The organism is Mesorhizobium sp. WSM1293 (genome assembly GCF_000513875.1).
Lineage (GTDB): Bacteria > Pseudomonadota > Alphaproteobacteria > Rhizobiales > Rhizobiaceae > Mesorhizobium > Mesorhizobium ciceri.
In genome coordinates, this window is record NZ_AZUV01000014.1 from 41,732 (window position 1) to 60,582 (window position 18,851).

Sequence of the window (18,851 nt, forward strand, 5' to 3'; positions counted from 1 at the left end):
GTGCCAGATTTCCCGGGAAACCTTGGCCAAACAACGGCATTGCGCAAGCGTCGTCTTCGTGGAATGACGATAGCATCCTCCCCGGAAGCCAGCGAACAGACCATTTCCCGCCAATGACCCGATCCACAGTTTTCGCGCCTTTCGACATCATCGAGGGCGACCGCAAGCGAGGCATCGTGCTGTTGGGCGATCATGCCCGTCGCGACCTGCCCGACGACTATGGCAGCCTCGGCCTGCCCTCAGCGGAGTTCGACCGCCACATCGCCTATGACATCGGCGTCGAGGGCGTGACGCGCGAACTGGCTGCCCTGCTGGGCGTGCCAGCGGTGCTCGCCAATTTTTCGCGGCTGCTGATCGATCCCAATCGCGGCGAAGACGACCCGACGCTCATTCGCCAGCTTTATGACGGCACGGTCGTACCTGGGAACTACCCCATCACTGCCGAGGAGCGCGAGAGGCGGCTCGACGGGTTCTACCGGCCCTATCACGACGCCGTCAGCGCCATGATCGCCTCGGTCGCACAGGCTTCCGCCCAGGCGCCCTTCATCTTCTCGGTGCATTCCTTCACCCCGGCCATGCAAGGAATCCAGCGTCCTTGGCACGTCGGCATCCTGTGGGACCTCGACGACCGCGTGGCGCGGCCGTTGATAGACATGCTGGCGCAGGACAGGAACCTCGTCGTCGGCGACAACGAACCCTATGACGGCGCGCTGCGCGGCGACACCATGTACAAGCACGCCATCGTCAACGGCTTCGCCCATGCGCTGATCGAGATCCGACAGGATTTGATATCGGACCAGAAGGGCGCGCTCGCCTGGGCCGAACGGCTGGCGCCGATCGTTGACGCCATCGACCGCCGTCCCGATATACATGTGGTGAAGATGTTCGGCTCGCGCACCGGGCCGCTATGACGGAGGTTTCGATGACCGAACTCAGCGACGAGCAGCAACGCGATTTCGAGGCGGCCGCCTTCCGCCGGCTGGTCGAGCATCTGCGCGAACGCAACGACGTGCAGAACATCGACCTGATGAACCTCGCCGGCTTCTGCCGCAACTGCCTGTCGAACTGGTATCGCGAGGCGGCCAATGCCGAGGGCGTCGATCTCACCAAGGATCAGTCGCGCGAGATCGTCTACGGCATGCCCTATGCGCAATGGCAGGCGCTCAACCAGACCGAGGCCTCCGACGCCAAGAAGGCCGAATTCGAGGCAAGGCGCCCCAAGGACCATTAAGGCCGGCGATCACTCAAGGCTGTGTTTGGCTCAAAAAATGCTTCCCGAAAGAGCCTTGACTGAAAATTGAATCGATCTAATTTGCCGCGCGAAGCCATTTCTTGCGGGATTCGCCTCATGAACGCGTCAACTGCCAAGCTGACTGCCATTCGCGGCCGATGGGCGCTCGCGGCCATTTTCCTCGCCAACGGCTTCCTGACGGGCAGCTGGGCGCCGCAGATTCCGGTGTTCCTGACCCGGCTGGAGATTTCGAAGTTCACGCTCGGTCTGCTGATTCTCTTGTTTGGGGTCGGCGCCGTCGTCGCGATGACCTGGTGTGGTCATTTGATCTCCAGACATGGTTCGCGCACCGTACTGCGTTGGTTCGCCCTGTGCGGCAGCCTCGGTCTCATGGTCGTGGCGCTGGCGCCCGACGTACCCTTGGCGGCCGTTGCCATGATCATCTTCGGCGGCTCGATCGGTGGCATGGACGTTGCGATGAATGCCAACGCCGTGGTGGTCGAACGGCGGCTCTCCCGCGCCGTCATGTCGTCTTCGCACGGCTTCTGGAGTCTCGGCGGTTTTGCCGGTGGCGGCCTCGGCGGCTTTGCCATCCAGCATTACGGCCACCTCGTCCACGCGGCGGCAGTAACGGCGTTTGCCTTCGCGGTGATCGCGGTGGCCGTTCGCCATCTCCTCGCCGAAGACAGACCGCAGGCGGCCGAGCACCACAAATTCGCACTGCCGGCAAACCCGCTGGTTTATCTGATCGGGCTGATGGCGTTGCTGGCGATGATCTCCGAGGGCGCGGTGCTCGACTGGGCAGCCCTGTATCTGCGCCAGGAGTTCGGCGCCGATCTCGCCGTCGCCGGCCTCGCCTACGCCGGATTTTCAGGCGTCATGGCGGTTACGCGGTTCTTCGGCGACGGCATACGCAATCGCTTCGGCGCGGTGACGACGCTACGCGCGTCGGCCCTCGTAGCCGCGGTCGGCATGCTGGTGGCTGGCCTGGCGCCCTCGCCCTGGCTCGCCATTGCAGCCTTTGCCTTTTGCGGCTTCGGCATCGCCAATATGGTGCCGATCATCTTTTCGGCCGGCGGCAACCAGGAAGGCATGTCTTCCGGCACCGGCATGAGCGTGGTCACAACGATCGGATACTGCGGCATACTGGTGGCGCCGTCGGCGATCGGCTTCGTTGCCGAGCATTCCAGCTTCGGCCCGATCTTCATCACCATGTCGGGACTGCTGATCATCGTGTTGCTGATGGCCGGGCTCGCTCACCGCGCCGAATTCGCGCCAGCACCCGCCGAATAGCGTTTCAGCTCCTCGTGAAGGAAATCCACCACACGGCGGATGCGCACGCTGGTACGCACGTCGCGATGCATCGCCAGCCACACCGGCAGAACTGGCAGCGGCAGGTCAGGCAGCACCTTCTCAATCAAAGGATCCCTGTCGGCCAGCGGCTCCTGGCCAAGACCAATGCCGTTTCCCGCCCGCACCGCTTCCCACAAAACGATCTGGTTGTCGGCCCTGAAGCGGAAGCTGCTCCGGGTGACGGGGATGCCGTGCCGGGTAAAACCCCTGATGATCTCGTCGCCGCGGTCGAAGCCGACCAGATCGTGGTCGACAAGATCGGCAGGCTTCAGCGGACGGCCGCGCCTGTCGAGATAGGATTTGGCCGCGCAGGCGCAGAGCTCGATGTCGCAGACCTTGCGTGCCATCAGCTCGTTCTGCGCCGGCTTGACCATGCGGATGGCGATGTCGGCATCTCGACGCAGCAGGTTCTCAACCTGGTTGGAGGCGACGATCTCGACCTCGATGCCGGGCTCCTCGATCCCCAGCCGCATCGTCATCTCAGGCAGGACATAGGCCGCCGCGACCTCGCTGGCGGCGATACGCACCGTGCCTTCGATAGCCTCGACCGAACCCAGTGCCAGGAGTGAGAAGGCGCTTGCCTGCTCGCTGACAGCCTTGCCGCGTTCGAACAGCGTGCTGCCGGCCTCCGTCAGTTCGTAGCCGTGCCGTCCTCGACGGAACAGCGTGACGCCCAGCGCCTGTTCCAACTCGCCGATGTGACGGCCAAGCGTCGGCTGGCTGGCCGAAAGCTTCCGCGCGGCAGCCGACAGGCTGCCGGATTCCGCCACGGTGACAAAGCTCTTGATCAGGTTCCAGTCGATTTCTGCCATTCATTTATGAATATCAGAACGCCATCTGCAGTCAATTTCCATTCGCATTCGGAGCGACCATATTCCAGCTGCAGACACCAACACGGACTGCAAACACCAACCAGGAGAACTCAGATGACCAAGATCGCTCTCACCACCGCCGCCATCCTCATTTCCATCAGCGCCGCTTTTGCCGGCAGCGACAAGTTTGGTTCGAACGGCGCCAGCCAGCCGGCCGCCACCAGCACCGACGACACGGCCACCGCTTCGATTCACAACCCCGATGCGGCCATCCGGAAGCCGGTCACACAGGGCAGCAACCGCGATCTCTTCGGCAGCCGCTGATCTCGATCGCGCTGTCGCTGATATCGATCGCCCGACCGACCACCTAAATCCCAACCAGGAGTGCTTCCAATGACCAAGATCGCAATTCTCGGTGCCGGTGGCCGGCTCGGCCGCGTGGTCGCCAAGGCCTTCATCGACGCGGGCTACGAGGTCCGCGCCGTCACCCGCAACGGCAAGGTGCCGGCCGAACTCAAAGGCGCCACAGCCGTTGCCGGTGACGCTCTCGACCGCGAGGCCCTCATCCGCGCCACGCAAGGTGTCGATATCGTCTTCAACGGCCTCAACCCGATCTACACCAACTGGGGCAAATGCCTGCCGATGGCGCAGAATGTCATGGCCGCCTGCCATGCGAACGGCGCACTGCATCTCTTCCCCGGCACCGTTTACAATTACGGCTCGCCGATGCCGGCGGTGATATCGGAAGACACACCCTTCCACCCGACCACGCAAAAGGGCCGCATCCGCTGCGCCATGGAGGAGTTGTTTCGTCGCGAGGCCGACGCGGGCCGCGTCCGCACCATTCTTCTGCGGGCCGGCGATTTCTTCGGCGGCACCGGCAGCGGATCATGGTTCGACCTGATCGTTGCCGCCAAGATCAACAAGGGTATCTACACCGCGCCTGGCCCGGTCGACCTCGTGCATGAATGGGCCTATCTGCCTGACTTCGCTATGGGCTTCGTCGCGCTGGCGCGCAATCTGGACAAGCTCGGCTTCTATGAAGCGCTGAACTTTCCGGGCCACGCGGTCACCGATCTGCAGATCAAGGCCGCTGCCGAGAAGGCTATTGGTCGTCCGCTCAAGATGACTTCGATGCCCTGGTGGGTGCTGCGCGCTGGCAGCCCGTTCGTCGCGATGTGGCGCGAGATCGTCTCCATGTCCTACCTGCGCTTCGAGCCGCATCAACTGGCTTCGATACGCCTGGAAGGCATCGTCGGCGAGATCCCGCACACGCCGTTGGATCAGGCGGTTGCTGAAGCTCTTGGCGATATCGGCATTGCCACCGTGAATGGCGTTGCGAAAGCTGCCTGACTTCCGCGATCACGGGCGCCGCCCCTCCGCACACTGAACAATCTCCCACGAGAGGGCGCCTCAGAGCCGTCCCATCAACAGCAACACCATGAGCACCACCAGCACGACGCCGACAATACCCGACGGCCCATAACCCCAGGAGCGCGAATGCGGCCAGGCCGGCACCGCGCCGATGAGGACAAGGATCAGGACGATGATGACGATGGTGGTGATCGGCATGAGAAGCCCTCGCTTCGACGTTTCGCTCAGAGACAATGCAGAGGCCGCCCGGTTGTTCCGGGCGGCCTCTGCCGGTCAAATCGGCGATGGGGTCTATTCGGCGGCTTTCGGAAAGGCGATTTCCGGTTCGTCGCCTGCTTCCTGGCCAGGCCTGTCGGTCGGCGAAACCGTTCCCTTGCCGCGCCGGAACAGCCGGCGGAAAAACGCATAGAAGCGGCTGTTCTTGCTGCGCGTGAAAATCATCAGCATCGACGGCGTCACCACCAGCGTCAGCAAGGTGGCGAAGGACAGGCCGAAGACGATCGCCGAGGACAGCGAAATCCACCATTGCGTCGACGGCGCGTTGATCGTCGTCTCGTGATGGAAGATTTCCAGCCCAAGGCCGAAGGCGATCGGCAACACGCCGAGGATCGCCGACACCGCCGTCAGCACCACCGGCCGGGCGCGCTCGCGGCAGGTCTGCAGCACCGCGTCCATCTTGTCCCAGCCTTCTTCGCGCAGCCGGTCATAGGTGTCGATCAGCACGATGTTGTTGTTCACCACCACGCCGGCCAGAGCGATGACGCCAATGCCCGACATGACGATGCCGAAGGTCTCGCCTGTGATCAGCAGCCCCAGGAACACGCCAACCGTCGCCATGACCACGCAGGACAGCACCATCAGCACGCTGGTGAATTTGTTGAACTGCATCAGCAGCACCAGGAAGATCAGGAAGATCGCCGCCCCGAAGGCCTTGCCAAGGAAGGCGCTGGCCTCGGCGCTGTCTTCGTTCGAGCCGGCCAGCTTCCAACGTATGCCGCTGCCGAGATCCATCTCGGAGACGGCCTTGGTGACCTCCGCCTGCACGGCCGCGACCTGGGCGCCTGCGGCAACGTTTGCCTGGACGACCACCGTGCGCGCGCCGTCGATACGGTTGAGGATACCAACCGTCGGCTCCGGCTTGCGCACGACGAAATTCGAGATCGGCACCGAGCCTTGCGAGGCCTGCACCCTGAGCTCGTCGAGCGTCGACAGCGTGCGCCGGTCTTCCGGCAGACGCAGCCTGATGTCGACGGCGTCGTCGGCGCCGGCAGGCCGGTATTCCGAAAGCTTCAGCCCGTTGGTCACCAGTTGCACCACTGTGCCGACAGCGGTTGGGCTGATGCCATATTGCGCTGCCTTGGCACGGTCGACCTCGAGCGCCCAGTCGACGCCGGGCGGCGGGAGGCCGTCGGAAATGTCGATGACGCCAGGCACCTTGCCGATGCGTGCCGCAACCGCGCGCGCTTTGTCGTCGAGCCCCTTGGGGTCGACGGCCGAAAGCCTGATCTGGATCGGCTTGCCGGTCGGCGGACCGGCCTCCGGCACGCGCACCTCGACATCGACGCCGGGAATGCCGGCCATGACGCCGCGCAAATCGTTCAGGATCTGGTTCGCCGACTTGCGCTCGCGCCAATCTATGAATTCGTACTGGATGACGCCGACGACGTCTTCAGGGACATCCTGGCCGCCGCCTTGTGTCTTGCCGACGCGGGTGTAGACCGACTTGATGCCGGGCCAGCCGAGCATCCTGTTTTCGGCAATCTTGGTCGCCGTATCCATTTCGGCCAGCGAAAGGTTGCCGCGCGCGTGCACGTAGAGCAGGCCGTAGTCGGGCTCGACACTGGGGAAGAATTCGACACCGGCGCCATATTTCGAATAGGCAAAGCCGACGCCGAACAGCAGAGCGACCGTCAGCAAAACCACCGTAATCGGAAACCGCACCGCCTGCTTGACGATCGCCATGTACCAGCCGTCGCGATTATCATCCTCATGATGCTCCGGCGCCTTGGCGAAGATCGCCCCCAGCGTCGGCGCGAACACCAGCGCATAGAGCATCGAGGCCGACAGCGTGACGATCAGGGTGATCGGCATGTACTTCATGAAGTCGCCGATGATGCCCGGCCAGAACAGCAGTGGCGAGAAGGCGGCTATGCGCGTCATCGTCGCGGCAATGACCGGACCGGCCATGCGCTTGGCGGCCAATGCGAAGGCTTCCGCCTTCGGCATGCCTTCGCTCATCCGCCGTTCGGCGAACTCGGTGACGATGATGGCATCGTCGACCAGCATGCCGACAGCCAGGATCAGGCTGAACAGCACGATCATGTTGATCGTGTAGCCCATCATCGCCAGCAGCAGGATGCCGATCAGGAAAGACGACGGAATGGCCAGGCCGATCAGCAGCGAGGCACGACCCGACAGCGCGTAGAGGATGACGATGAACACCAGGATGACGGCGATCATGACGTGGTTCTGCAGATCGCCGAGCAACTGGTTGACGAAGACCGACTTGTCCTGCGTGTAGGTGACGTTCATGCCTTGCGGCATCGTCTTGACGTAGGCGTCGGACACCTCCCTCACCTTGGCGAGCGTGTCGATCAGATTGGCGCCGATGCGCTTCTTGACTTCGATGGCGATGGCCGGCTTGCCATTGAGGCGCGTGATCGTCGTGGCATCGGCGAAGGTCGAGCGGATCGTCGCGATGTCCTTGGCCTGCACCACGGCATTGGGGCCGGCGACCACGGGCAAGGCCGCCACGTCCTCGGGCGTCTCGATCAGTGACGGCACCTTGACGGCGTATTTGCCTTCCGAGCCTTCGATATTGCCGGCGGCGACCAGACTGTTGGAGGCCCCGACAGCGCCGATCAGCTGATCGAGTTGCAACCCGTAGGACGACAGTTTCATCGGATCGATGACGACTTCGACAAGATCGTCGCGCGAACCCTGCAACGAGCCCTCCAGGACGCCTGGCACTTCCTCGATACGGTCGCGCAGTTCGCGCGCGGCGGCGGTCAGCACGCGTTCGGGCAATTCGCCCGACAGGGTGACGACGAGGACGGGGAATTCGGAGATGTTGACTTCGGTAACGACCGGCTCTTCGGCCGCCTGCGGCAGGTCGGCCTTGCCGTCCTGCACCTTGGAGCGCGTGTCCTGCAAGGCCGTCGCCAGATTTGTCTGCGGCTGGAACTCGACCAGCACATAGCCGCCGCCCTGGAAGGCGGCCGAGCGCATTTCCTTGAGGCCTTTCAGGCTCTTCAGCTTGCTTTCCATCGGCCGCAGTAGAAGGCGCTCCGAATCCTCAGGCGAAATGCCCTGATAGATCAGGCTGATATACATCATCGGAATCGGAACGTCGGGCTCGGCTTCCTTCGGCGTCGACTGATAGGCGACCCAGCCGGCGAGCAGAAGGAAGACGAGGACCGAAATGGTCAGGCGGGCATTGTTGATTGCGAGTCTGACGATATCCATGGCTAACGCCTGTTCTTGAATTTCACGAGCTGCGTCGCAGCCAAGTGTCCCCGCCCGGGGTCTGTCCGCCGTACCCCAGCTACTGCGTGCCGGCGGTCGCTTCGCCCAGCAGTTTCTGGATGGTTGCCTGGTCGGCTTCGACCGGCTTGACCTCATCGCCTTCCTTCACCAGTTCCTGGCCGGCAACGATGATGCGCGCATCGGCAGGGATGCCGCCAAGCACCAGGCCGGTCGGCGTGTCGTCGACGAGGTCGATGGGGAAGAACGCAACCTTGTTGTCCTTGCCGACGGCACGGATGCCGAGGTCGCCCTTGTCGCCGAGCGTCACCACCGAGCGCGGCAGCAGCACCGCATCGGTCGGCAGCGCGCTGAGTGCGATTTCCGCCGTCATGCCGGCCGGCACGGAGCCGTCGGCATTGGGGACGGCAACCTCGACGCGGAAGGTGCGGGTCGCCGAAGTGGCGTCGCGGCTGATGTAGCGCACGGTGCCTTCGACGGTCTGGCCGCTGACCAGCCGTATGGTGGCCTTGTCCCCGAGTTTTAGGTAGCCGAGATCGCGCTCGCTGACTTCGCCGCGGGCAATCACCGGATCGAGCTTGAGGATGGTTGCCACCTCGCCGCCCTGCATGATGGAACTGCCAAGTTCCACCGGCACCCGGTCGATAACGCCGTCGAAGGGCGCCTTCACCTCGTTGCGGTCGAGTTCGGCCTGTGCCGTTTCCAGTTGCGACTGCGCCGAGGTCAGGTTCGAGCGTGCGGTGTCGAGCTGCAGCTTGGGCAGATTGCCGGTCTTCATCAGCCGCAAGGCTGCGTCCAACTCGGCCTGGCGCTGCACCACCAACTGCTTGGCGTTGTCGACCATCGAGATCTTTTCTTCCGCTGCAAGCATCAGCACCAGATCCCCGGTCTTGACGTGATCGCCTTGCTTGACAGGCAGCTTGTCGATGACACCGGCGACGCGCGTCGCCAGCACCGCCCGCTTGTCGGCTTCGGTCAGCCCGGAAATGCGGATGGCGCGTGCATAGGTCTTGCGTGGCGGCGTCACCACCGCAACGGTGCGCAGCGGTGCCTTCGGCTCGGCTTCAGCCGCCTTCGGCTTGGCCGCGTCCGGCGCCTTGGCCTGTTCGGCTTCGGCTGCCTTGGCTTTGTTGGCGGCTACGCTGCCGACCGACGAAAACTCGCCTGTCGCCATCCACGCCGCGAAACCAATGAGCACAACAATGGCTGCAAGCTTGTGAAACCTGATTCTCGGCATCGTCGTTGTTTTCCACTGCGGGTTCGGCCAGCGTCCTCATAACGCGGGCGCGTCGCCGATATGGGTGCGCGCCAAGCCGTGTTCAATTTGCCGTGATCGGCGAAGCGCGCTTCTACATCAAAGTTGCACCGCAATATAGTCTGAAAGTTGCAAGATCATTGCCCCGGCGGACAAGATGCGCCCGCCGCGGCCCAGTCTTCGATCGCTTGATAGGTCGCTTCGGCAGAGCCCGGAGCCGGTTCACGATCCGGCCCCGGCGCCCAGCCCCAGGCGACCAATCTGTCGTCGCGAACATGCAGCGCGATGTCCTTCAAGCTGCGGTTGCCATTGCGCAGGGGATCCTTGATCTGGGCGCAGATTTCGGCCGAGGATTTGCCGAACCAGGCCATCTCGGCCGGCGCCAGATGCCAGTTCTCGGCCCCGGGTGGCCCGTGCAATGCCTTGGAATTGCTGGAGAAATGGCAAGTCGTGCAGCGCAGGCCCGGATTGCCGAAGCCCGACCCGTCAGCACCGCGCTGGACATTGAAGGCGTGAACGCGCGTACCGCGATAGTGCGCACCCGACCATCGCGGCCGGTCGTCCGCGACATGACAGTCGGCGCAGCGCGGATGCGAGAACACCGCATAGACCTTGTCCCATTCGGACAGGCCTTTCGCCGCGTCGACGGTCGCCGGCGCCGGCGTCTGGCTCTCTTGCGCAATCGCAAACGGCGCTGCGAGCACGAGCATGGCAGCAGGCGTCAGCATGATGAGGAGCTTCTTCATGCGAAGGCCACCGTTTTCGACAGCGGCAGCGTGCGGATGCGCTTTCCGGTGAGCGCGAAGATGGCGTTGGCGAGTGCTGGAGCCGCCGGCGGTGTGCCGATCTCGCCGACGCCGCCCATCTTGTGGAAATTTTCCAGGATGGCGACTTCGAAGACCGGGCACTGGAAGATCCGCATGGCATCGAAATCGTGGAAGTTCGACTGTTCGACCATGCCGTCGGCGAAGGTAATTTCCTGACCCATCGCTGCCGAAAGGCCGTAGATGGCGGCGGAAATCAACTGCGCCTCGATGATGCCGGGATCGAGCGCGGTGCCGACATCGGCGGCGATCCACACCTTCTCGATGCGGATGCCGGCCGGCGTGTCCGCCACCTGAACGATCTCGCCGACCCAACTGCCGAAGGACAGCGTGAAGGCCATGCCCTTGGCCTTGCCGGCGGGCAGCGCCTCGCCCCATTTCGCCATCGCGGCGACTTTCTCGACCACCTTCACCGCCGAGGGATAGGCGGCCATCAGTCTCTTGCGCATCTCGACCGGATCGATTTTTCCGGCGACCGCGATCTCGTCCATGAAGCCCTCATGGAAGAAGCCGTTGACCGAACTGCCGACCGAACGCCAGGAGCCGACAGGGATGGAGACCGGCGCCGCGATACCCCTGACCCGGTAATTCGGGATGGTGTAGGGCTGGTCATAGGCGCCGTCGACAATGGTCTTGTCGGGACCGAGCGGCGATATCGAGGGAAACAGCCGGCGCAGCGTACCGGCGATCACCGATGGCGAGGCCATCTTCATGTCGACCGCGATCGGCATGCCATCGTCACCGAGCCGCGCCTGGAACTTGCCTATTGCGGCCGGTCGATAGGCGTCGTGGCGCATGTCTTCTTCACGCGTCCAGGTCACCTTGATCGGGCGTCCGCCCGTCTCCTTCGCCATCAGCGCGGCACACAGCGCGTAGTCCATCTCGACGCGCCGGCCGAAACCGCCGCCCATGAAGGTGGTGTGCACATTGATCTTGTCCTGCTCGATGCCGACCGCGTTGGCGCAAAGCTGCCGCACCAGGGTCGGCGCCTGGTTGCCGCACCAGATGTCGAGCGCACCGTCCCTGAACTGTGCCGTGGCGTTCATCGGCTCCATCGTCGCATGCGCCAGATAGGGCACGGCATAGTCTGCCTCGATGATGCTTTCGCGCGGCGCGTCGGCAAAGGCGGTTTCGACATCGCCATTGTCGCGCATCACCGACCCCTTGGTGGCAAGCGCCTGCTTCAGCACATCTGAAATGGCGGCGCTGCTGAGCGGATATTCAGGATCGGACCACTGGGCGTCGATCGCCTCGGCCGCCTTGAATGCTGCCCATGTATTATTCGCGATGATACCGAAGCCATGGCCGTAATTCGTCTCGAGCGGCACGATCTTGATCACCCCAGGCATTTTCTCGGCTTTGGAGAGGTCCGCCTTGACCGGCTTCGACCAGAAGCGCGGGCTCATCTTGACCGTGCCGTAGACCATCTCCGGCAGCCGGACATCGATGCCGAAGATCGGCGCCCCGGTGAGCTTTGCCAGCATGTCGATGCGCTTCTGCGGCTTTCCCAGCAGCTTCCAGTCGGCCCGGTCCTTGAGCCTGACTTCGGCCGGCGGCGCCATCGCGGCGGCAGCCGCGGCGACCGCGCCGTAGGTCAGCGATTTGCCCGACGCCTTGTGCAGGATCGAACCGTCGGCCGTTTCCAGATCGGCCGCCGCGACACCCAGTTTTTGCGCTGCCGCTGCGACCAGCATCTGCCGGGCAGCGGCACCCGCTTGCCGCATCTTGTCAAAACCGTCGCGTGTCGAAGCCGAACCGCCGGTGCCCTGCAGGGCAAGGAATTTGCCGACCACACCGAGACCGGAACGCACCGCCTGCGCGGTCAGGCTTTCATCGAAGAAGGCGAACGGACCGCCCTCCTCGAGGATCGCGGCGTTGTAGTAGGCATGGGATGCCGGTCCATGCTCGACCATGACCCGGTCGAGCCCGACGTCGAGTTCCTCTGCGACCATGGCCGCAAGCGTCGTCGAAATGCCTTGCCCCATCTCGGCGCGCGGCGCGACGATGGTGATGGTGTTGTCGGCGCCGATTTTCACATAAGGGTTGAACGTCGCCTCGCCCTTGCCAAGCTCGGCCTCGAGCGGGTTCGGGAACGGCTTGCGATAGTAGTAATAGCCGACGGCAACGCCGCCAGCGACAGCGGCAGCGCCAATCAGAAACGTGCGGCGGGCGATCTTTCCGACACTGGCCATGGTCAGAGCCCCGCCGTCTTGAGCGCCGCGGCCTTTTTGATGGCCGAGCGGATTTTGGGATAGGTGCCGCAGCGGCAGAGATTGCCGCCCATGGCGTTGTCGATGTCGGCATCGCTCGGGTCGGCGACTTCATCGAGCAGCGCCACCGCGCTCATGATCTGGCCGGCCTGGCAGTAGCCGCATTGCGCGACCTGTTCCTCCAGCCATGCCTGCTGCACCGGATGCAGTCCGCCTGCCGTGCCGATGCCTTCAATAGTCGTGACAGCGCCGCTGACCTGCCCAACTGGGAGTGAGCAGGAACGCGCCGGCTGACCGTCGACATGCACGGTGCAGGCGCCGCACGCGGCGATGCCGCAGCCGAATTTTGGCCCTGTCTTGCCAATGAGATCGCGCAGTGCCCACAGCAGCGGCATGTCCGGATCGGCGTCGATATCGAATGACTGACCGTCGACGGTGAGGCGCATGGGGATACCCTTTGTTGTCGTCCACTGCCAAGGGCGAAGCGGCCTCCCGGCCGTTTCGCTCCGATACAGATTGACAAATTTCGTCATTTTGTCAATTAGGATTTTGCAGGATAGAATTGCTCGATGAACCAGATCGAAGACATCGCCACCGCCGATCCCAAACGCGCCCGTATTCTGGATGGCGCGATGAAGGTGTTTTTGGCCTATGGCTTCTCGCGCACCACCATGGACGACATCGCCCGTGCCGCCGACATGTCGCGCCCGGCGCTCTATCTCCTGTTCAAGAACAAGACCGACATTTTCCGCGCCATCGCCATGATGATCCTGTCGCGCTCGGTCGAGGCGGCAAGGTTTGCCCTAGCCGGCGATGGCCCTTTCAACGAGCGCATGATGCGAGCCATCGATGAGGCCTTTATTTCGATGATGAGCGCGGTCGTTGCCTCGCCGCACGGCGCCGAATTGCTGGACATGAAATCGAGCCTTGGCGATCTGGTGGGCTGCTGGCGCGGCGGGCTTGGCCAACACATCGGCGCCGCGATAGAGGGCGAGGCAGCCAGGAACGGCGTCGATCTGGCGGCCAGGGGCCTGTCGGCGCAACTGCTTGCCGACATGCTGCTCGACGGGCTGGAAGGCATGAAGGCGCGGATCAGAGATCCGGAAGGGCAGCGGCAGGCAGCCGCTGCCCTGATCAGGGTGATCGACCTGACCTTGAAAGCATGATTGCGGACCAATCGATGCACATCGATTGGTCGCTCAGGCGCGCCGGCGCTCTGCCTCCGGGTTCTTGCGCGCCGCAAGAAATTCCTTGACCCGCCGGCCGGGTGCCGGACCGCGCACCGGCTTGAAGCCGTCATCCAGTTCGCCGGAGAGATCGAGCGTCGGTCGCTTGCCGACGGCGTCGTAATTCTCTTCCAGCCAGTCGCTGGCGGCGGTGCGGCCGAGATCTCTGAGATAGGTCAGGAACGCCCATTCGGCATTGACCTTCGAGGACGCCGACAGGTCCTTGAACGCCTCGTCGGCATCGATGCGGTGCATGCGGATGTCGCGATACTCGCCATGCGGCAGACGGCCGGCGGCGATCAGCTCCTTGACGAAGGCAATCGAGCGGAATTCGCGCAGCAGCCCGGCGTTGAAGGTGATCTCGTCGATGCGGTTCTGGATCTCGTTGGCGCTTCTTGGTGTTCCCTCGCGCACCACCGGATTGATCTGCACCAGAAGCACGTCCTCGGTCGCGGCCGTCTTGAAGAACGGATAAAGCGCCGGATTGCCGCCATAGCCGCCATCCCAATAGGGCACGCCCTTGATCTCGACGGCGCGGAACAATTGCGGCAGGCAGGCCGAGGCCATCACCGTATCGAGGTCGATCTCCCCGTCGGAAAAGACGCGCAACTGTCCGGTCTCGACATTGGTCGCCGAGATGAACAGTTCCATCGACTTGCAGGCGCGGACGTTCTCGAAATCGATCTCCTGCTGCACCACGTCGCGCAGCGGATTGAGGCCGAGTGGGTTGGCGACATAGGGCGAGAACACCCGCGACATGGTATCGAAGAAGAGATAGCCGGGCGTGTTCTCGATCGACCAGTTGCCCCAGGCGACGTCCCACGGCATGCGCTGCACCGGGCTGAACCGCCCCTTGGCCGCCACCGCGCGCCAGAAATCGTCAAGTTTTTGCCGCGCGCCTTCGACACCGCCGCGCACATATCCGTCGGCCAGCGCCACCGCGTTCATGGCGCCGGCGCTGGTGCCGGACACTGCTGATATCTCCAGCCGTCCGTCCTCCAGCAGCCGGTCGAGCACACCCCAGGAAAAGGCCCCGTGCGAGCCGCCGCCCTGAAGCGCCACGTTGATCTTCTTCGTCTCCTCCGCCTTGCCGTTCTTGGTCATGGCGTCGTCCTTGATCTGTCCCTTTGGGTGGATAGGAGAGTTTTGCGCCTCACGCGGCGGTCCAGCCGCCGTCGACCGACAGTTGCGTGCCGTTGACCTGCGCCGCCGCGTCCGAGCACAGGAACACCGCCGCTGCCGCGATCTGCTCCACCGTGACGAATTCCTTGGTCGGCTGCTTGTCCAGCATGACCTCACGGATGACGGTCTCGCGGTCCATCTGATGGGCTTTCATCTGGTCGGGGATCTGCGCCTCGACCAGCGGCGTCAGCACATAGCCGGGGCAGATGGCGTTGCAGGTGATTTTTTCGCGCGCCAGTTCGAGCGCAACGGTTTTGGTCAATCCCATGATGCCGTGCTTGGCCGAGACATAGGCCGATTTGAACGGCGATGCGACCAGGCCATGCGCCGAGGCGATGTTGACGATCCGGCCGCCGCCGGCCTTTTTCATCAGCGGGATGGCGGCCGCGATGGTGTGGAACGCCGACGACAGGTTGATGGCAATGATGGCGTCCCATTTCTCGATCGGGAACTCTTCCACCGGCGCGACATGCTGGATGCCTGCATTGTTGACGAGAATATCGACCGAACCGAATGTCTCGGCCGCCTTGGCGATCAGCGCCCGGCATTCGGCCGGCTTCGACATGTCGGCCTTGATATAGGCCGTCTTCACCTTGTGCTGTCTGGCGATCGCGTCAGCGATGGCGTGGTCGGCAGCCGTGTCGGAGAAGGAGTTGACGACGACATTATGGCCTTCGGCCGCCAGCGCCTGGGCGATGGCCAAGCCAATGCCCGATGTGGAGCCGGTGATGACTGCGGTTTTTCTGGCGGCCAAGGTCGAAATCCTCTGGTTGCGGCAAGAGCGATCTTATGTTGCAGTGCAGCATATATGCTCAATGCGACGCAATAACAGCGGCCAGAATTTTTCGACGAGATGAAATTTTCGTCATGAGCGGCCACACGGCCGCTCACCAGGAGGATCCTGATCGGATCGGTGTCGCTCGCCAGGCGCCGAAAGAACCTCAGGCGACCAGGTCCGGCACCGGCCCGACATAGCGCGACTGCGGTCGGATCAGCCGTCCAGTCGTCTGCTGTTCACGCGCATGCGCGATCCAGCCGGCCACGCGCCCGGCGGCAAAGACATTGCTGAAAGCTTGCGGCGGAAAGCCCGCCGCTTGCAGCACCAGCGCGGTGTAGAACTCGACATTGGTCTGCAGCGAACGCTGCGGCTTTGCGATCCTAAGCACCTCGAGCGCCGTTTGCTCGACGGTCTCCGCAAAGGCCAGCCGGCGACCGGTTTCGCCCTCGCCGCCGAGTTGCCGCACCACGGCCTTCAGCACATCGGCGCGCGGATCGCGCACACGGTAGATGCGATGGCCGAACCCCATGATGCGCCTGCCCTGCGCGATCTCGTTGCGCAGCCAGCCGGCGGCATCGCCATGCGCCTGGATCGCATCCAGCATCTCGATGACGGGGCCAGGCGCGCCACCATGCAGCGGCCCTTTGAGCGCGCCAAGCCCGGCCAGCACAGAGGATGTCTGGCCGGCCTGCGTGGAGGCGACCACGCGCGTCGCAAAGGTCGATGCGTTGAGGCCATGGTCGCAGACGGTCACCAGATAGGTGTCGAGCGCTTTTGTGAGCGCCGGCGAGGCGACGCGGCCACTCAGCATCCTCAGCATGTCGGCGGCATGATCGGTGCGGCTGTCCGGCGCGATCGGCTGCTCGCCGCGCCGCAGGCGCAGCAGCGCCGGCGTCAGCACGGCGGGCGCCGCGATCAGCAGCAAGGCGTCGGTCAAGGTCTCGCCATCCGGCAGCTGCGCGATGCCGGCGCGCATGGCGCTGTAGACATCGAGGGGCGCCAGCAAAGGCAGCGAGGGCAAGAGCCGTTCGAACACGTCCGCACGCGCCTGTCCCAGCGCCCGCGTCAGTTGCGCATCATCGGGAAGGTCGTTGAAAAAGCCATCCAGCAGCAGCCTAACCACCTGGGCATAGTTCCAACGGCCGGCCAGTTCCGGCAGCGAATGACCTCGGATCGTCAGACGGCCGCCAAGACCATCCACATCGGAAAGCACGGTTTCCGCCGCCACCACATCATCGAGCCCATTCGCCATAGCCTGTCTCCTTGAAGCATTTCCGGATCGGAGATAGAGATGGGCAACGTTTCCATCAATCTTGATCAATAGAATCAATATCAGGGCTCGATATGTCCGAGTGGTTGTCCCGGGAAGAGGCGCTGGAGAGACTCAAGGTGCGGGCGCAGACGCTGTACGCCTATGTCAGCCGTGGGCGCATCGGCATGCGGCCCGACCGCGCCGATCCGCGCCGCAGCCAGTACCGCGCCGACGATATCGCCGCACTGGCGACCCGCCGGGCGCGCGGCCGCAGCCCGTCAGTCATCGCCGAAAGCGCCATCGCCTGGGGCGAGCCCTCGATCGTAACGGCGATTTCGACCGTCTCGCACGGTCGGCTCATTTATCGCGGGCAGGACGCCGCAGTGCTCTCCGGGCACGCCACACTGGAAGAAGCCGCCGCCGTTCTGTGGGCTCTGCCGAAACCGGTGGCTTTCGAAGCAGCGTCGCCGGACGCACCCCATCAAGCTGGCCGAGCCTCGGCCTTTGCACAACTTGCCGTGCTTGCCGGCCAGGGGCGCCCGTCGCTCGGGCGCAGCGCCGCCTCGCTGCATGCCGATGCCGCGCACGCGGTCGGCGTGCTGGCCGCCGCGCTGGGCGCACCGGCGGGGTCAAATCCCGTCCATCAGCGGCTTGCGCAGGACTGGTCGGTGGATGCCGGCCGCGCCGATGCGATCCGCCGTGCGCTTGTCCTGCTTGCCGATCATGAACTGAATGCGTCGACCTTCGCCGCGCGCGTCGCAGCCTCGACCGGCGCGCCGCTGGCCGCTTGCCTGCTGGCAGGGCTCGCGACGCTGTCAGGCCCGCGCCATGGCGGCGCCGGCGAGGCGGTGATGCAACTGGCCGAGGATGCGGCGCGGCATGGCGCCGATGCGACGATCCGGCGCTGGCTCAGCCATGACCGGCCGCTGCCGGGGTTCGGTCATCAACTCTATCCTGACGGCGATCCCCGCGGGGCGGCGCTGCTGTCGGTGATCGAGGTTGACGGCACACTATCGTCGCTGCGCGACGCTGCCTTTGCGGCGACCGGCGCGCTTCCCAACATCGACTTTGGGCTGGCCGCGCTGACGCGCAGCCTAGGCTTGCCGCGCGATGCACCGTTCCGCCTGTTCGCGCTCGCACGCAGCGTCGGCTGGGCCGCGCACACAGTCGAACAGATAACAAGCGGAAGTGTCATCCGGCCGCGCGGCCGCTATGAGGGCGTGCTGGTGTAAGGCCGCAAGAACGCCAGGCGCTCAGGACATCGTGTCGAGCTTGCGCTGCATGGCCGCGATCTGGTCCTTCAGTTCCTGAAGATCGTCGGGCTTGTCAGGCGTTTCCTTCCTGGCCGGCTCGGGCGACGTCGCAGCGGCTGGCGTGGAGCCCGCAGGCGGGAACGGCGTGAACAGCCGCATCGCATTCTGGAACATTTCCATGTTGCGCCGTGTCTGTTCCTCCAGCGCCTTGATCGGCGTGGTGATCTTCATCATGTCGAGCGGCGACTTGCCGAGCGCCCCCTTCATCTGCTCGCGAAAGCGCTCCTGCTCCTTGGAAAAGGCAAGCATCGACTGTTCGAGGAAGCTCGGCACGATCATCTGCATCTGGTCACCGTAATAGGCGATGAGCTGGCGCAGGAACGGGATCGGCAGCATGTTCTGCCCGTCCTTGTTCTCCAGTTCGAAGATGATCTGGGTCAGCACCGGATGCGTGATGTCGTCGCCGGTCTTGGCGTCCTGGACGGTGAACTCCTCGCCCTTCTTGACCATCTCGGCGAGGTCCTCGAGCGTCACATAGGTGCTGGTGCCGGTGTTGTAGAGGCGGCGATTGGCGTATTTCTTGATGATAATCGGATCGTCTTTAGCGGCCATCTACAT

Annotated in this window: 18 protein-coding genes; 7 read left to right on the plus strand and 11 right to left on the minus strand. The window is 63.9% G+C overall.

All coding sequences use genetic code 11. The annotated features are described in order from the left end of the window. Positions 1-113 precede the first annotated feature (113 nt). From M729_RS0118730 to M729_RS0118740, 3 genes are all read left to right on the plus strand, one after another. Positions 114-911, plus strand: a complete 798-nt coding sequence (locus M729_RS0118730; RefSeq protein WP_027162488.1) for an N-formylglutamate amidohydrolase — start codon at positions 114-116, stop codon at positions 909-911. Positions 912-922: 11 nt separating this feature from the next. After that, positions 923-1,231 carry a DUF1244 domain-containing protein gene (locus M729_RS0118735; RefSeq protein WP_013529201.1) on the plus strand — a complete coding sequence of 103 codons (309 nt, stop codon included), beginning with the start codon at positions 923-925 and terminating at the stop codon, positions 1,229-1,231. A 117-nt stretch (positions 1,232-1,348) separates the two neighbouring features. After that, a complete protein-coding gene (locus M729_RS0118740; protein WP_027162489.1) occupies positions 1,349-2,524 on the plus strand; it encodes an MFS transporter in 1,176 nt (391 codons plus the stop codon). Here the strand turns inward: M729_RS0118740 and M729_RS0118745 are convergent. Next, positions 2,488-3,396, minus strand: coding sequence for a LysR family transcriptional regulator (locus tag M729_RS0118745; RefSeq protein ID WP_027162490.1), 909 nt, complete (start codon positions 3,394-3,396; stop codon positions 2,488-2,490). The genes M729_RS0118740 and M729_RS0118745 overlap by 37 nt on opposite strands. 114 nt (positions 3,397-3,510) lie before the next feature. Between M729_RS0118745 and M729_RS0118750 the strand changes: the two genes are divergently transcribed. Continuing rightward, the gene (locus M729_RS0118750) at positions 3,511-3,720 is read left to right on the plus strand and encodes a DUF680 domain-containing protein (protein WP_027162491.1); all 210 of its coding nucleotides are present in this window, start codon (positions 3,511-3,513) and stop codon (positions 3,718-3,720) included. 69 nt (positions 3,721-3,789) lie between these two features. After that, a complete protein-coding gene (locus M729_RS0118755; RefSeq protein ID WP_027162492.1) occupies positions 3,790-4,749 on the plus strand; it encodes an SDR family oxidoreductase in 960 nt (319 codons plus the stop codon). A 60-nt stretch (positions 4,750-4,809) separates the two neighbouring features. Here the strand turns inward: M729_RS0118755 and M729_RS1000000137380 are convergent, their stop codons facing one another. The 6 genes from M729_RS1000000137380 to M729_RS0118785 form a co-directional block, all read right to left on the minus strand. After that, a complete protein-coding gene (locus M729_RS1000000137380; protein WP_013529196.1) occupies positions 4,810-4,968 on the minus strand; it encodes a DUF3309 family protein in 159 nt (52 codons plus the stop codon). Between the two features lie 93 nt (positions 4,969-5,061). Beyond that, on the minus strand, positions 5,062-8,235 hold the full coding sequence (locus M729_RS0118765; RefSeq protein ID WP_027162493.1) for an efflux RND transporter permease subunit: 3,174 nt from the start codon (positions 8,233-8,235) through the stop codon (positions 5,062-5,064). A gap of 79 nt (positions 8,236-8,314) precedes the next feature. Next, a complete protein-coding gene (locus tag M729_RS0118770; protein WP_027162494.1) occupies positions 8,315-9,490 on the minus strand; it encodes an efflux RND transporter periplasmic adaptor subunit in 1,176 nt (391 codons plus the stop codon). Positions 9,491-9,645: 155 nt separating this feature from the next. After that, positions 9,646-10,254, minus strand: a complete 609-nt coding sequence (locus M729_RS0118775; RefSeq protein ID WP_027162495.1) for a hypothetical protein — start codon at positions 10,252-10,254, stop codon at positions 9,646-9,648. After that, positions 10,251-12,524, minus strand: a complete 2,274-nt coding sequence (locus tag M729_RS0118780; RefSeq protein ID WP_027162496.1) for a xanthine dehydrogenase family protein molybdopterin-binding subunit — start codon at positions 12,522-12,524, stop codon at positions 10,251-10,253. The genes M729_RS0118775 and M729_RS0118780 overlap by 4 nt, the downstream gene beginning before the upstream one ends. A 2-nt stretch (positions 12,525-12,526) precedes the next feature. Next, on the minus strand, positions 12,527-12,988 hold the full coding sequence (locus tag M729_RS0118785) for a (2Fe-2S)-binding protein (RefSeq protein WP_027162497.1): 462 nt from the start codon (positions 12,986-12,988) through the stop codon (positions 12,527-12,529). A gap of 123 nt (positions 12,989-13,111) precedes the next feature. On the opposite strand from M729_RS0118785, the gene M729_RS0118790 reads away from it, so the two are divergent. Then, a complete protein-coding gene (locus M729_RS0118790; RefSeq protein ID WP_027162498.1) occupies positions 13,112-13,708 on the plus strand; it encodes a TetR/AcrR family transcriptional regulator in 597 nt (198 codons plus the stop codon). Between the two features lie 33 nt (positions 13,709-13,741). Here M729_RS0118790 and M729_RS0118795 read toward each other — a convergent pair whose 3' ends face one another. From M729_RS0118795 to M729_RS0118805, 3 genes are all read right to left on the minus strand, one after another. Then, on the minus strand, positions 13,742-14,872 hold the full coding sequence (locus tag M729_RS0118795) for a patatin-like phospholipase family protein (protein ID WP_027162499.1): 1,131 nt from the start codon (positions 14,870-14,872) through the stop codon (positions 13,742-13,744). Positions 14,873-14,921: 49 nt separating this feature from the next. Beyond that, positions 14,922-15,713: a 3-hydroxybutyrate dehydrogenase gene (locus M729_RS0118800; protein WP_027162500.1), complete on the minus strand. Its 792-nt coding sequence runs from the start codon at positions 15,711-15,713 to the stop codon at positions 14,922-14,924. A gap of 178 nt (positions 15,714-15,891) precedes the next feature. Further along, on the minus strand, positions 15,892-16,980 hold the full coding sequence (locus M729_RS0118805; protein WP_024502946.1) for a citrate synthase/methylcitrate synthase: 1,089 nt from the start codon (positions 16,978-16,980) through the stop codon (positions 15,892-15,894). Positions 16,981-17,072: 92 nt separating this feature from the next. On the opposite strand from M729_RS0118805, the gene M729_RS0118810 reads away from it, so the two are divergent. Next, on the plus strand, positions 17,073-18,212 hold the full coding sequence (locus M729_RS0118810) for a citrate synthase (protein WP_027162501.1): 1,140 nt from the start codon (positions 17,073-17,075) through the stop codon (positions 18,210-18,212). A 21-nt stretch (positions 18,213-18,233) separates the two neighbouring features. Here the strand turns inward: M729_RS0118810 and phaR are convergent, their stop codons facing one another. After that, positions 18,234-18,845, minus strand: a complete 612-nt coding sequence (gene phaR / locus M729_RS0118815) for a polyhydroxyalkanoate synthesis repressor PhaR (protein WP_013529185.1) — start codon at positions 18,843-18,845, stop codon at positions 18,234-18,236. Positions 18,846-18,851 lie beyond the last annotated feature (6 nt).